The 12665-nt window shown below is 39.1% G+C and carries 14 protein-coding genes and 5 tRNA genes; 17 read left to right on the top strand and 2 right to left on the bottom strand.

Translation table 11 applies throughout. The features are described from left to right. Window positions 1-70: 70 nt before the first annotated feature. The 11 genes from ACFX4E_RS21900 to ACFX4E_RS21850 all read left to right on the top strand — a co-directional run bounded on the left by ACFX4E_RS21900 (window position 71) and on the right by ACFX4E_RS21850 (window position 4486). A tRNA-Pro gene (locus ACFX4E_RS21900) sits at window positions 71-144 on the top strand. A 63-nt stretch (window positions 145-207) separates the two neighbouring features. Further along, window positions 208-300 (top strand) — tRNA-Ser (locus ACFX4E_RS21895). 54 nt (window positions 301-354) lie between these two features. Continuing rightward, window positions 355-428: transfer RNA gene (locus ACFX4E_RS21890), tRNA-Trp, on the top strand. A 23-nt stretch (window positions 429-451) separates the two neighbouring features. Next, window positions 452-528: transfer RNA gene (locus ACFX4E_RS21885), tRNA-Ile, on the top strand. 39 nt (window positions 529-567) lie between these two features. Further along, a tRNA-Glu gene (locus tag ACFX4E_RS21880) sits at window positions 568-639 on the top strand. 211 nt (window positions 640-850) lie between these two features. Beyond that, the gene (locus ACFX4E_RS21875) at window positions 851-1198 is read left to right on the top strand and encodes a hypothetical protein (protein WP_025753676.1); all 348 of its coding nucleotides are present in this window, start codon (window positions 851-853) and stop codon (window positions 1196-1198) included. Window positions 1199-1246: 48 nt separating this feature from the next. After that, window positions 1247-1453, top strand: coding sequence for a hypothetical protein (locus ACFX4E_RS21870; protein WP_016766132.1), 207 nt, complete (start codon window positions 1247-1249; stop codon window positions 1451-1453). 108 nt (window positions 1454-1561) lie between these two features. Further along, window positions 1562-1972: a hypothetical protein gene (locus ACFX4E_RS21865; protein WP_028408158.1), complete on the top strand. Its 411-nt coding sequence runs from the start codon at window positions 1562-1564 to the stop codon at window positions 1970-1972. Window positions 1973-2443: 471 nt separating this feature from the next. Next, window positions 2444-2722 carry a hypothetical protein gene (locus ACFX4E_RS21860; RefSeq protein ID WP_028408159.1) on the top strand — a complete coding sequence of 93 codons (279 nt, stop codon included), beginning with the start codon at window positions 2444-2446 and terminating at the stop codon, window positions 2720-2722. A gap of 255 nt (window positions 2723-2977) precedes the next feature. Beyond that, window positions 2978-3979, top strand: coding sequence for a DUF3231 family protein (locus tag ACFX4E_RS21855; RefSeq protein WP_098249472.1), 1002 nt, complete (start codon window positions 2978-2980; stop codon window positions 3977-3979). A 159-nt stretch (window positions 3980-4138) separates the two neighbouring features. Then, window positions 4139-4486 carry a DUF805 domain-containing protein gene (locus ACFX4E_RS21850; RefSeq protein ID WP_098333008.1) on the top strand — a complete coding sequence of 116 codons (348 nt, stop codon included), beginning with the start codon at window positions 4139-4141 and terminating at the stop codon, window positions 4484-4486. A 32-nt stretch (window positions 4487-4518) separates the two neighbouring features. Here the strand turns inward: ACFX4E_RS21850 and ACFX4E_RS21845 are convergent, their stop codons facing one another. Then, window positions 4519-5703 carry an iron-containing alcohol dehydrogenase gene (locus ACFX4E_RS21845; protein ID WP_252123365.1) on the bottom strand — a complete coding sequence of 395 codons (1185 nt, stop codon included), beginning with the start codon at window positions 5701-5703 and terminating at the stop codon, window positions 4519-4521. 158 nt (window positions 5704-5861) lie between these two features. On the opposite strand from ACFX4E_RS21845, the gene ACFX4E_RS21840 reads away from it, so the two are divergent. From ACFX4E_RS21840 to ACFX4E_RS21815, 6 genes are all read left to right on the top strand, one after another. Then, complete coding sequence (locus ACFX4E_RS21840) at window positions 5862-6962, top strand: sugar diacid recognition domain-containing protein (RefSeq protein WP_377259565.1); 1101 nt, start codon at window positions 5862-5864, stop codon at window positions 6960-6962. A 127-nt stretch (window positions 6963-7089) separates the two neighbouring features. Then, entirely contained in the window at window positions 7090-8358 is a 1269-nt protein-coding gene (locus ACFX4E_RS21835) for a GntP family permease (protein WP_057235837.1), read from the top strand. Between the two features lie 22 nt (window positions 8359-8380). After that, complete coding sequence (locus ACFX4E_RS21830) at window positions 8381-9517, top strand: glycerate kinase (RefSeq protein ID WP_377259568.1); 1137 nt, start codon at window positions 8381-8383, stop codon at window positions 9515-9517. Between the two features lie 271 nt (window positions 9518-9788). Next, on the top strand, window positions 9789-10736 hold the full coding sequence (locus ACFX4E_RS21825; protein WP_377259627.1) for an alpha/beta fold hydrolase: 948 nt from the start codon (window positions 9789-9791) through the stop codon (window positions 10734-10736). Window positions 10737-10906: 170 nt separating this feature from the next. Continuing rightward, window positions 10907-11248, top strand: a complete 342-nt coding sequence (locus tag ACFX4E_RS21820; protein WP_377259571.1) for a GNAT family N-acetyltransferase — start codon at window positions 10907-10909, stop codon at window positions 11246-11248. A gap of 189 nt (window positions 11249-11437) precedes the next feature. Next, window positions 11438-11653 (top strand): DUF3951 domain-containing protein, encoded by a 216-nt coding sequence (locus ACFX4E_RS21815; RefSeq protein ID WP_323618950.1) that lies wholly within the window; start codon window positions 11438-11440, stop codon window positions 11651-11653. A gap of 9 nt (window positions 11654-11662) precedes the next feature. Here ACFX4E_RS21815 and ACFX4E_RS21810 read toward each other — a convergent pair whose 3' ends face one another. Further along, window positions 11663-12415, bottom strand: a complete 753-nt coding sequence (locus tag ACFX4E_RS21810; RefSeq protein WP_377259574.1) for a uracil-DNA glycosylase family protein — start codon at window positions 12413-12415, stop codon at window positions 11663-11665. Between the last annotated feature and the right edge of the window lie 250 nt (window positions 12416-12665).

Genomic DNA, 12665 nt, shown 5'->3' with positions numbered 1-12665 from the left:
TCAATTGGATAGAGCGTTTGACTACGGATCAAAAGGTTAGGGGTTCGACTCCTCTCGGGCGCGCCATAAACGGGAAGTAGCTCAGCTTGGTAGAGCACTTGGTTTGGGACCAAGGGGTCGCAGGTTCGAATCCTGTCTTCCCGATCAGAAGTATCATAGGACCTTAGTTTAGTTGTTTAGAGTAGAAGGTTCATCAGTTATAATATCGGAGGAATACCCAAGTCCGGCTGAAGGGATCGGTCTTGAAAACCGACAGGGGTGTCAAAGCCCGCGGGGGTTCGAATCCCTCTTCCTCCTCCATTTATTTTTATCATCATCGCGGGTTCAATTTCCGTCATGACTGCTACTTTTTATAGGGGCATAGTTTAAAGGTAGAACTACGGTCTCCAAAACCGTCAGTGTGGGTTCAATTCCTACTGCCCCTGCCATTTTAGATACATATGAGGATTATGGGCCTATAGCTCAGCTGGTTAGAGCGCACGCCTGATAAGCGTGAGGTCGGTGGTTCGAGTCCACTTAGGCCCACCAGTATAACAAACAGTTAAGTTAAACTTAAAAAACAATCACGGCCCGTTGGTCAAGTGGTTAAGACACCGCCCTTTCACGGCGGTAACACGGGTTCGAATCCCGTACGGGTCATCGAAAGAGCAGTTTGCATTTGCAAACTGCTCTTTTATTTATGTTAGATAACTACAGATTTTGATTGAGACTGTATAAAATTCTAATGTGAAAACTTCAAAATTTTTGAGTCTAATCTCTGAAATTTGAACATAACGATACTAGTACTTTAAGAATAACACTAGGATAACGTGCTATAATGGATAAAACTGAATACTAGGGGTAATGAATAATGGAGGAATTAAAGCGAAAAAACCAAGGTGCTGCGGAACTAGACGAAAAGGGCTTTAAGTGGATGCGTTTCGTCAGCTTCTTTATGATTGTGAACCTCATTTTCACCGTAGCTTTAGTAGCAGTTGTTCTAATAGTTCCACAAATTCAAGAAACTTTTCAATGGGTAGCATTTGGTGTATATGGGTTTACAGTTCTTTATCTCATCTTTATGCGTGAAGTAGCCTTTAAAAAGACATATGGTTCTTTAGCAGTTTGGATGCGTACTGTGTGGAATTTTAGTTTTATTGCTAGTGCGTTTGGGGCCATTAGCATGTTTATAGGGAACACTCACTGGACTTTATTTTAAAGGAATCTGTCTTCTTGTGTTGAAAGTGAAAGTAAGGGAGGAATTTATATGAATCCATATGAACAATTACAATTAAACAAAGAAGTAGAAGCGATTGCTAAACAACGAATTGAAATTCATAAACAGCGAATAAAGCTATCTGAAGAGTTAGAACAAGACTTTGATAATACAGAGCTCCAAAATAAAATTATTGAGTTAGAAGAAGAAAGTCAAAAACTAAAGAAAAAGAGTGAAGCTTTACAAGCTAACTATTAAACATCCTTTCAGGGTGTTTTTTTAATAATGTTATAATAATAAACGAGTTGGTATAAAGGAGTTGGTACTATCACCATACAAAATCTTATTGACTCAAAAGATTTAGAATTGCCATTTGTTTTTTATTATGACGGGGATTTCGTACGTCAATCAATTAAAAATGGAACGAACATACTAGAAAGATATGATTACGTCGGAGAAGTTGAATTAGAATTACTTCAAGAAACTGGATTTATTGAAATTTGTATAGAGGGTTATGGTGGGATGAGAATAGGTGATAAAATTGATGTCTCTGTTGGTAATTTAGAAACTACAAATGTTACCGAACCATTTGTTTTAGAAAAACTTGATAAGCGATTTTATTTTTTAATACCCTTTCATCCTTATTGGGTGAGTACAATGGAAGATGGGGGTATCCTCATCTCATATTCTATAAAAAGTGTACTAAATATGACTACTTATAGTTCTGAAACAGTACGCTTTCATAAAGATATTCTATCTAGCTCAACTGTATATTAAAATAAATATAGTAGCTTAATCTATTGCTTGTTAATATGCTGCTAGATATGTATCTTTTTAGAAAAAAATAAAATAACTTACTGAAATAGTCTTTATATAGAACAGAACAAGCAGATTCTTAATTATTAAGAGCCTGCTTGTTTTACTTTATACCCAGCATTAGATTCTTTATTTAACAGCTTCTTTAAATTCTTTTCGTGGCTTAAAGGCTGGAGCCTTTGTAGCATCAATAAATTCAGCTTTATTCATATCTAAATACCTCATTCCTTACTGTGTATAGTCTGTGTAGACAAAAAATATATCATAGTTTCCTTATAAGGATCAAACCTATGTTCTTTTAAATGCATCATGCATCTGCTAGAAAACTCTAAAAAAAGTTAACATTGCATGTTTTGTTTCCTTTTTGTTAGGGAAATGGAAATAAAAGAAAGATAAAAAGGATTAAAAATGAGGAGAAGGAGTGGCAAAAAAGTGGTATATAGTCAAGTAGTAAGAAAACCTGAGTTTCAACAAGCGGAATCGGAAGGGTTAAATGAAGCCATTCACGAGTACATAACTCGTCGTACACGTCACAATGCACCGGTTGTGGATGCGCTTCGATATATTATGACCATTGAACATAAACATGAACGCATGCAGGTAGCAGCAGAACTGTTCGGATCAGCTATTCAGCGTGTAAAAGATCAAGATATTATTCAATATCTAAAAAAATGCGGAAGCTACAAAAGAATTTCTGATACGATGGAATAAAAACGTTTTCTTTGAAAAAGCGCCTTTAATGAGAGGGGGCTTTTTTTGTTTCTTCCATTTAAAAGCGAGGGTAAATACATAGAATTCTTCCAATTTGTGCATAGTAAATGAAGCAGAATTAATTGAGGAAGAGACAGAGTTGTGTATCTGACTGCGGGGACGAATGTTAAGGTCTAGAATAAAGTCTTCATTACAGATACCCACTCTTGAATAAATGAAGATTTACGTATGTATGCCTAGCAGGAGGTTTAGTGCATGAGTCAAGAAATACCGTTAAGTTCAAGTGAAATTGCTACTCTTTGGATGACCTATCAGCAAAAAACAATGACCCAAAGAATTTTGGAATATTTTATTGCACAGGCAGAAGATGACGGGGCAAAGGAAATTATGCAAGATACGCATAGGCAAGTGGTGAACTACATTGAAGATATCAAAACAATTTTACAGAATGAAGGGGCTTCCATACCAGTAGGATATACAGAAAAAGATGTAAATATAGGCGTTCCTAAGCTCTATGATAAGATGTTTGATATTATGTTTCTTCGCCTTTTAAAAGAAATTAGTATGGGGCTACATACGCTTCATTTAACCATGTCCTACAGAAAAGACATGATCTCTCTCTATAAAGAGCTTACCGCTTTCACGCAAAGTGGCTATGACAAATGTGTAGATTATCTTCAGGAAAAAAACGTGCTTCCAAGGCCTCCAGCTGTTTCCGTACCTAAAAAAGCGAAGTTTGCTGAAGGCACAGATTACATGAATGGAATCCATTTATTTTCGAGTAAACGGGCATTAAATACTGTAGAAGTAGCACATATTTATTACGCAATTGAAAGCAATATTTTTGGCATGCAAATGATCACAGGGTTCGCTCAAGTAGCAAGTGAGCCTGAAGTGAAGAAGTACTTTGTAAAAGGAAAAGAGCTGGCTAAAAAAATTGTAAGTGATTATAGTAAAATTCTTTTGGAAAGCGATATTCAGACGCCTGCGACGTGGGGAGCGAAAGCGACCGAGTCAAAAGTAGCACCCTTTTCAGATAAACTAATGATGTACTGCGTGAGTTTATTCTGCAGTTTCGGGCTAGGAAGCAACGCTTTAGGCACTGCGTTTAGTTTGCGTGGAGATCTTCCTCTTACTCTTGTCAGTACCGCCAAAGACATTTTAACATACGGGCAAGACGGGGGAAAAATCATGGCTAAAAACGGATGGCTTGAAGAACCGCCAAGTATGGAAGACCGAAATGATTTGATTAAATAGAAAAGCATAATACATTATGAAAACTTCTTTTTTGAAAGAAGTTTTTTCTTTTGCATAAAAAATGTCGTTATTTGTTTGTTTAACGGTTTGTTTTTTGAATAAAAAGGATATATAAACTATAAATTTACAATTTTATACTAAAAAAGGAGGTTGTTGCATATGAAGTGGTACATAAAAGTGTTGAAAAATTACGGGACGTTTTCTGGCAGAGCAAGCCGAACTGAATACTGGATGTTTGTATTGGTCAACTTTGTTATTTCATTTATTCTTTCTTTCATTCAGTTCTTTATTGATAAGCCTCTTTTTCTGCCGGTAATCTACTCGCTATTGATTGCAGTCCCTTCGTTAGCGGTAGGAGCAAGAAGGCTCCACGATACGGGAAAAAGCGGATGGTGGCAGCTCATTACATTAGTTCCACTCATTGGCGGTATTTGGCTAATTGTTTTATTCTGTCAGCCTAGCGATCCAAAAGAGAATCGTTTTGGTACAATGGCAAAAGCAGCATAAATAGAACTCCCCCTTACACAAGGGGGAGTTTTTTAGTGCACAGGTTCTACTATAGCACCATCATACGCCGATTGGTAAATAGCTCGGATGTCTTTTTCAAGAAGAGGCAAAGGACTGCGAGCGAGAATTCGTTTTTGCTGGACGCCATCTTCTGTCAGCTTTTGAAGGGCACTTTCTGGAATATCAAATCCGCGAAGGGTTTGAGGAATGCCTACGTCTTTGACAAGTGACTGCAGCTGTTTTACACACTGATAAGAAGCTTCTTCTGTTGATAAAGAGTTAGCGTTTCCGCCTAGTGCTTCAAAAATATCTCGCATCTTTTCCACACAGCTGCTGCGTATGTAACCCATCACATAGGGAAGCAATACGGCATTTGATTCACCGTGAGAAATATGAAACTGCCCACCTAATGGATATGCAAGCGCATGAACACCGGCTACGCCTGCGTTAAAGAAAGCAAGTCCTGCTAAATAGCTTCCGTAGCTCATCTGAGTTCGCGCTTCTTTATCTTTGCCGTTTTCTACAGCTGTTCGTAAAGAAGAGCTAATCATGCGTATAGCCTTTAGTGCTAAGGCATCGGTTGCTGGATTTGCATTTACTGATATATAAGCTTCAACGGCATGAGTTAATGCATCAACCCCTGTAGCCGCCGTTACTTTAGAAGGCACGCTTAGCGTAAGCTCAGGATCTACAATGGCAGCGTCTGCAAGCAAGTAGTCGTGGGTCACAACGTCTTTTGTGCTTTCAAGAGATAATACAGAAATATTGGTTACTTCTGAGCCCGTGCCGGAAGTTGTGGGAATTAAAATTTTCGGAAGACCTTTTTTTGAAATTTGTTTTGTACCAGTTAAGTTCAAGTATTCTTCTACAGCTCCGTCATGAACGGCTAAAACGGCCGTAAGTTTTGCTAAATCTAATGCGCTGCCGCCGCCAACGCCAATGACTAAATCAAATTTTCGGCTTTTTGCGTAGGATACGAGTTTTTCACCGAGTGCTAAAGGCGGCTCTGGTGCCGTATCTGCATATACATCTACTTCGTATCCATTTTTAATGAGGGGAGAACTCACTTTATCCACAAGTCCAATGTCTTTTAACACGGGATCTGTGACAATTAAAATATGAGCAGGGTGATATTTTTTTACTTCCGGAAGCAGTTGCTGAAGTGATCCCCATCCTGTATAGCTAAGAGGGGTAAAAACTAGTTTTGACACAGTCATTCTTTTATCCTCCTATAGGCACTGTTTTGTTGGCGGTTTCAAAGATGTGGTTTTGCTTCTACGTATATTATAATGAAGTATCGCAAATTTTTCATTGAATACAAATTAGCTGTCACGAAAAAATTGAGCTTTACTTCACAGAGGCAAAGGATGGGGAAATGTTGAGATACGTAACAAAAGAATTAGCTCAGAAAATTGTGTGTAGAACGATGGAGATTATTGATTGCAACATTAACGTGATGAACGAAAAAGGAGTCATTATTGGTTCGGGTGACAAAAAGCGAATGAATCAAATCCACGAGGGAGCGTTGATGGTATTAAAAAACGGCAGTTCCTACGAAATTACTCAACAGCAGGCTGACTCGCTGAGCGGGGCCAAACCGGGCGTGAATTTGCCTATTTTCTTTAACGGGGAAATTGTTGGAGTCGTGGGATTGACAGGACTGCCAGAACAGATTCGTAATTACGGAGAACTCGTGCGCATGGCGGCTGAAATGATTTTTCAAGAAATGATTTTGATAGAAGAAATTCAATGGGATGAACGATTAAAAGAAGAGGTGGTTCATCAGCTTCTTCAACAAGAAGACCCGCTTGACTCCTTATTTTTTGACCGGGCGAACCGCTTTGATATTAACTTATACCTTCCACGAGTGGCACTGATTGTTACAGCGGACAATCGCCATGAAGTTATGAAGCTTGTAAAGAAATACATAGCTAACAATGACCTATACGCTATGCTTCCAGACGGAGTGGTCATATTAAAATCTACAGAAGCAGGCAGCGCTAGCAGCTATGCGGAACAGCTGGAAAAACAGCTTCAGGCGTCTGGTATGGTGTGTAAGTTAGCGGCAGGATCTGTTCAAGCTGACCTTAAAGGCCTTCATGTATCTTATCAGCAGGCAAAAGATACGCTTGCCGTCGGTTCTAAGCTTCACCCAGAAGCTGTTTTCTACTGCTATTCGGATTATCAAATTCCCGTGCTGTTACGTCAAAGCGCCGGTTTTCAAGAAAATCATGAACTGTTGCATCACTATGAAAAGCTGAAGGAATACGATAAGAAAAAAGAACTTATCGAAACGTTAACGGTCTACATAGAAGAAAATGGCGAAGGAAGCACGGCAGCTAAAAAGCTTTTTATACATCGAAATACGCTAAGCTACCGTCTAGATAAAATCCAAAGCATTACGGGAAAAGATCCAAGAAAAGTCAAAGACCTTCTTGAACTATATGTAGCGCTACTGCTATCTAAAATTTCATAACTGTGCACGTGCATAAAAGATCTTGCGATAGTGAGGTCTTTTTCTGTTGAAGTGACTAATGAAAGAATATAAGATAGCGCTTACAATTAACATTAGGGACAGGAGAAATAAGAAAGGGGATGGCTTTATGGACGTTCAAGTAAGCGCGTTAGGCGCGATCTGTGCATTAGTAATTGCTATTATATTAATCTTAAAGAAAGTGGCTCCCGCATACGGAATGATAGCCGGAGCTTTAATTGGAGGATTGATTGGCGGAGTTAATATTGCTGATACCGTTAATTTAATGATTGAAGGGGCACAAGGCATCATTCCCGCAGTGCTGCGGATTCTTGCAGCTGGTATATTGGCCGGGGTATTAATAGAATCGGGTGCTGCAGCGGTTATAGCAGAAACCATTGTAAAAAAACTAGGGGAAACAAAAGCGCTTTTAGCTCTAGCGCTAGCCACACTCATTCTTACGACAGTAGGTGTGTTTGTTGATGTGGCTGTGATCACAGTGGCGCCTATTGCTTTAGCCATTGCTAAACGTACGGGTATGTCAAAGCCTGCTATTTTATTAGCAATGATTGGAGGAGGAAAGGCAGGAAATTTAATGTCTCCCAATCCTAACGCTATTGCTGCTTCGGATGCATTTAATATTCCGCTTACATCCGTGATGGCTGCAGGAATTATTCCCGCTGTATTTGGCGTAGCGGTCACTTATCTAGTAGCCAAACGATTAGTGAAAAAAGGAACAATGGTTCAAGCTGAAGAAATAGATACAGTGGATGCAAGCAGCTTGCCGCTGTTTTTAACGGCCATCATAGCACCAATTGTTACCATCGTGCTACTGGCGCTGCGCCCGCTTTTTGATCTTAATATTGATCCGATGGTTGCTCTTCCTGCAGGAGGGATTGTTGGTGCCATTGTGATGAAAAAAGGAAAACAGCTTAATACATATGCTATTTCTGGATTAGGGAAAATGTCAGGTGTAGCCATTATGCTTCTCGGAACTGGGACACTAGCAGGAATTATTGCTAACTCTCAGCTAAAAGACGTGATCATTCAAGGGTTGTCTGCCATTGGGTTGCCAGCTTATGTTTTAGCTCCGGTTTCAGGTATTTTTATGTCAGCGGCAACCGCTTCGACAACGGCAGGAACAGCAGTCGCAAGCCAGGTTTTTGGCTCGACGATTTTAGAGCTAGGCGTTTCTGCTTTAGCCGGTGCTGCTATGGTTCATGCCGGAGCGACCGTACTTGATCACCTCCCGCACGGAAGCTTTTTCCACGCAACGGGCGGAAGTGTAAATATGAAAATAAAAGAACGTTTAAAATTAATCCCTTACGAATCGCTTATTGGACTCATTATGGCAATTGTATCCACGCTGATATTTGGTGTATTAAAGCTATATGGCTAAAAACTAAAAGGAGTGTTTACGCATGAAAATTGTGATTGCACCGGATTCATTTAAAGAAAGCTTAACAGCTCTGAACGTTTGTGAAGCGGTTGAAAAAGGAATAAGAACTCATTTTCCTAACGCGGAGATTAGTAAAGTACCTATGGCAGACGGAGGAGAAGGAACCGTTCAGTCGCTTGTAGACGCGACGGGCGGACAAATCATACAAGCTAAAGTAACCGGACCTTTAGGTAAAGAGGTGGAAGCTTTTTATGGAATTCTTGGAGACGGCAAAACGGCTGTTATTGAAATGGCAGCCGCTTCAGGCCTTCATCATGTTCCGGTGGATAAACGCAATCCGCTTATCACAACAACGCGAGGAACCGGTGAGCTCATTCTCAAAGCATTAGATCAAAAAGTAAAGCATATCATTATTGGCATCGGAGGAAGTGCTACAAACGATGGAGGAGCCGGTATGGCAAAAGCTTTAGGGGCAAAGCTTCTTGATGCTAACGGAGCAGAAATGAAAGAAGGAGGCGGCAGTTTAAACCAGTTAGCTGCTATTGATCTGACAAACTTGGATTCCCGGCTTGCTGAAGTCAAAGTAGAAGTGGCTTGCGATGTAGACAATCCGTTAACGGGTGAAACCGGAGCATCTGCGGTATTTGGCCCTCAAAAAGGCGCAACTCCTGATATAGTTAAACAGCTTGACCGTAATCTAGCTCATTACGCAGCAGTTATTGAAAAAGAAATGGATATTCATATTCAGAACGTTTCTGGTGCCGGGGCGGCAGGAGGACTAGGAGGGGGCCTGCTGGCATTTTTATCTGCAGAGTTAAAGCCAGGTGTAGACATTGTCATTGAGGCTACTCAGCTAGAAAGCTATATTAAAGATGCTGACCTTGTCATTACCGGTGAAGGAAGAATAGATGGACAAACCATTTACGGAAAAACCCCCATTGGCGTAGCAAAAACAGCAAAAAAGCATAGCGTTCCCGTGATAGCGATAGCAGGGAGCATTGGAACGGGAAGCGAAGCTGTATATGAACACGGTATTTCTGCGTTATTCAGCGTCGTGCCCGGAGCGGTCGATCTATCAGAAGCACTGGAAAAAGCCGGTGAAAACATTGAAAGAACGGCTAAAAACGTAGCGTCAGTTATACGCTTAGGCATCAAGTGAAGGAGTTACAGTTTTTATTGTTCTCTTTTTAATAAATAGTAAAAGGTCTCTTTCATCAGAAGAGGCCTTTTTTTCGTTTAGTACTGAAGTAAGCTGCTATCATTCTTTTGAATTTTATATAGGAAATAGAACTAAACGTTTTCTGAAGCGTCATAGTAAGTAAGCAGTTACAAAGATTCGCTAGCATGGGCATCTGCTTGTTAAATGCTACTTACGGAAAGGAGAGGTAAACGTGCAAAAAAAGTTTAGGTTCTTGAGAATTTTACGAAACATGATAGTAGCTATGTTAGGGATATGCATCATTTGGATTGTAACGAATCAAGTTATAACGGCAGTGGAAAAGAAAAAGTACCCGCCTATTGGTCAATTAGTAGAGGTTGATGGCAGAGATATTCATGTATATACAAAAGGTAAAGGGGAAAATACGATTGTACTACTAAGCGGGTTGGGAACGACTGCGCCTGCACTGGATTTTGAACCGTTAGTAAATGAACTGTCGAAGGATAATAAAGTGGTGGTAGTAGAACCATTTGGATACGGATGGAGTGACATTACGAATAAAAAACGTACCGTAGAAAATAGTGTAAGTGAAATAAGAGAAGCTTTGCAAAAATCGGATATAAAAGGTCCGTATATATTAATGCCGCACTCAGTTTCTGGCGTATACAGCATGTATTACGCTAATAAATATCCAGATGAAGTAAAAGCAATTATTGGAATAGACCCTACGTTGCCAAAAGCGCTGGATTATTTTAAAGAAGAAGCGCCGAATATACCAAGTTTGATGAGTGTTTTAGCGCCAAGTGGACTTGCTCGCTTAGCCCTGCTTACTAGTCCTAATCAGTATCTACCGCTAGCCGAAGAAGGAACGTATACAACAACAAATTTAAAAATGACAAAAGCAATATCCAGCTGGAAAGGCTACAACAAAAACGTCATTGATGAAGCAAAAGAGCTGAACAACAATATAAATAAAACTCTCGATATGTCGTTTCCTTCAAAGATGCCTGTAATGATTTTCACTAGAAAAATAGATAAAGAACCAAAAGAAGAAAAATCTAATATCACGTTTTATCAAGATCAATTAAGTCACGTATCGTCGCAAAAACTAGTTGTTTTACAAGGTCATCACTATTTACACTGGACGAAGTACAGAGAAATGAGCGAATATGTGAATAATTTTATAGACACATCTATTAATTCAAATAAAAAGAAATAAAGTTGATTTAAAAAAAGGAGTCCGAACATTGGATCTCCTTTTTCTAGTACAGTGAAGAACGATAACTAATTTATTCGTTCTACGTCTATAAATGTTATAATTAACCAATAACTGGAATGTTTTATATATAAATGAATTTCAAGAAAGTTGATAGGAAAAGGAGTAACATGATGAAAAGTCAAGTTCGTTTACTAAGGGATAAAGAATTAGAAGAAGCAGCAATCATCTATACAAACGTTTTTAGTGGGTCACCGTGGAACGAGCCTTGGAGTACAAACACTGCTTATGCTCGTTTATACGATATCAGTAAAACTCCAGGTTACATAGGGATAGGTTACTTTCATAGTGAAAATAATAAACTCATAGGATTTATAGTAGGAAATGAAGAACAGTGGGCGAACTATAAGACGTTTTATGTAAATGAAATTTGTGTGTTAAGCAACACTCAGCAAACTGGCGTAGGAACGAGCCTTTTATCTTTCCTTAACGAGTTACTTATACAAAAGAAGTGAAAGAAGTCTACGTGTCTACAGAAAGAGGCCAAGGCAAACCAGAACGTTTCTTTGAAAAGAACGGTTTTGCGACTGATGAATCTCGTATACTGATGGCGGTAAATGTAGATTGAATATAAGTGAATGGGTGTAGGGTATCCGTTTTGTTGTTCCAGGAGGAACGGTTTATAAAGCAGGAGGAAATAATTTATGATTTTTTCGCTACTAGTTTTAGCCGCTATTTTAACGGTGAGTATTCCGTTGATGATTATTATGATTAAAACGGTGTGGCAGCGAAAGCTTCCTCGTAATTACTATACGCCGTTTGACTATCTTGCTGCACAAACAGAAGAAGAGTTTCATGAAGAGCAAAATGAACGAGAACTAGAAGAAAAAGAAGGAGATGTTGTAAACAGAAAGAGCTAAAGGTCGTTTTCAACTCCTTCTGTTTACAGCCCACTCCTCCACAATTTCCGTGAATTCATCTAGGTGTTCTTCAAATATTCGTTTTCGATGTCCGTTAGCTCCGGATGGATGAGGAAAGCCAAATAAATACGTATGCCGAGAAAACGAAGGTTCACGCGAAAGTTTTCTTAAAACATTCTCAACCGCTTTTCCTAGCGGAACGATTAAGCACGGATTCTTTATTTCGCTCAATTCATGTGGAAACACTTCAAAGGCATAGCGAGAAAGAAGCACTGCTCGTTCGATTGGCGGCTGATGCCCCGTATAGTTTTTTCCTTTATAAAACACAGGATATTTCAGTACAGACGTTGTATGCAGCAAATCTCTCTGTGAAGCAAATAGCTCAGCGGCACCGTTAATGCCCATGACTTTTGCAATTCCGCATTGATCTAACATGTCTATTAAATTGACTCTCATCGTTCCGCTAAAGCTAGCTGCTTTTTTTGTTTCGTACAGGACTTGTTCAAGCTGATGATGAGACAGGCTGGAAACGCATTGTTTAAAAGCAGTTTTCATTTGAAACCAGCCTGGTGTGATGCCGGCAATGACAATATGAGCGTCTGGATTTATGTAATCGTTATGAGGCGAGTAGTACATGCTTAATTCACGTTCTTGAGCGATTAAAAAGTCTTTTTGCAACAGCTGTTCTTTCGTAAAATTCACATTATGCAATTGTTGAATGGCAGGCAGACATTGTTGAAAATAAGAATGTTGGCTAATCATAGGCTCTCTCTTTCCTTATCAGTATTTCTTCTTTTATTTTCCCCAACAAACCGTTTTATATCAAATATGAACAAATTCTTACGAGAATTAATATTTACTAAAAGTTTACTTAAGTTTTAGTGCAGTGTGATAAAAACAAAGTAGTAATAGCGGCTTTTTTGTCATTTTAACGGCAGAACTAACAAAAGAAATGAAGAATTTTGGAGAATATTTTAATAAATTCACTGAAATTTTAAAATTATTTATTGAA

This window comes from Priestia sp. YIM B13491, from assembly GCF_042787605.1.
GTDB classification, from domain to species: domain Bacteria; phylum Bacillota; class Bacilli; order Bacillales; family Bacillaceae_H; genus Priestia; species Priestia megaterium_E.
The sequence above is the reverse complement of the archived record's forward strand: the minus strand, read 5'-3'. Positions and strand labels throughout refer to the sequence as shown.

Excerpts from the sequence above, each read along its gene's own strand:
- ACFX4E_RS21875 (WP_025753676.1), top strand. The coding sequence starts at position 851 with ATGGAGGAATTAAAGCGAAAAAACCAAGGTGCTGCGGAACTAGACGAA.
- ACFX4E_RS21870 (WP_016766132.1), top strand. The coding sequence starts at position 1,247 with ATGAATCCATATGAACAATTACAATTAAACAAAGAAGTAGAAGCGATT.
- ACFX4E_RS21855 (WP_098249472.1), top strand. The coding sequence starts at position 2,978 with ATGAGTCAAGAAATACCGTTAAGTTCAAGTGAAATTGCTACTCTTTGG.
- ACFX4E_RS21850 (WP_098333008.1), top strand. The coding sequence starts at position 4,139 with ATGAAGTGGTACATAAAAGTGTTGAAAAATTACGGGACGTTTTCTGGC.
- ACFX4E_RS21845 (WP_252123365.1), bottom strand. The coding sequence starts at position 5,703 with ATGACTGTGTCAAAACTAGTTTTTACCCCTCTTAGCTATACAGGATGG.
- ACFX4E_RS21840 (WP_377259565.1), top strand. The coding sequence starts at position 5,862 with ATGTTGAGATACGTAACAAAAGAATTAGCTCAGAAAATTGTGTGTAGA.
- ACFX4E_RS21835 (WP_057235837.1), top strand. The coding sequence starts at position 7,090 with ATGGACGTTCAAGTAAGCGCGTTAGGCGCGATCTGTGCATTAGTAATT.
- ACFX4E_RS21830 (WP_377259568.1), top strand. The coding sequence starts at position 8,381 with ATGAAAATTGTGATTGCACCGGATTCATTTAAAGAAAGCTTAACAGCT.
- ACFX4E_RS21825 (WP_377259627.1), top strand. The coding sequence starts at position 9,789 with ATGATAGTAGCTATGTTAGGGATATGCATCATTTGGATTGTAACGAAT.
- ACFX4E_RS21820 (WP_377259571.1), top strand. The coding sequence starts at position 10,907 with ATGAAAAGTCAAGTTCGTTTACTAAGGGATAAAGAATTAGAAGAAGCA.
- ACFX4E_RS21815 (WP_323618950.1), top strand. The coding sequence starts at position 11,438 with ATGATTTTTTCGCTACTAGTTTTAGCCGCTATTTTAACGGTGAGTATT.
- ACFX4E_RS21810 (WP_377259574.1), bottom strand. The coding sequence starts at position 12,415 with ATGATTAGCCAACATTCTTATTTTCAACAATGTCTGCCTGCCATTCAA.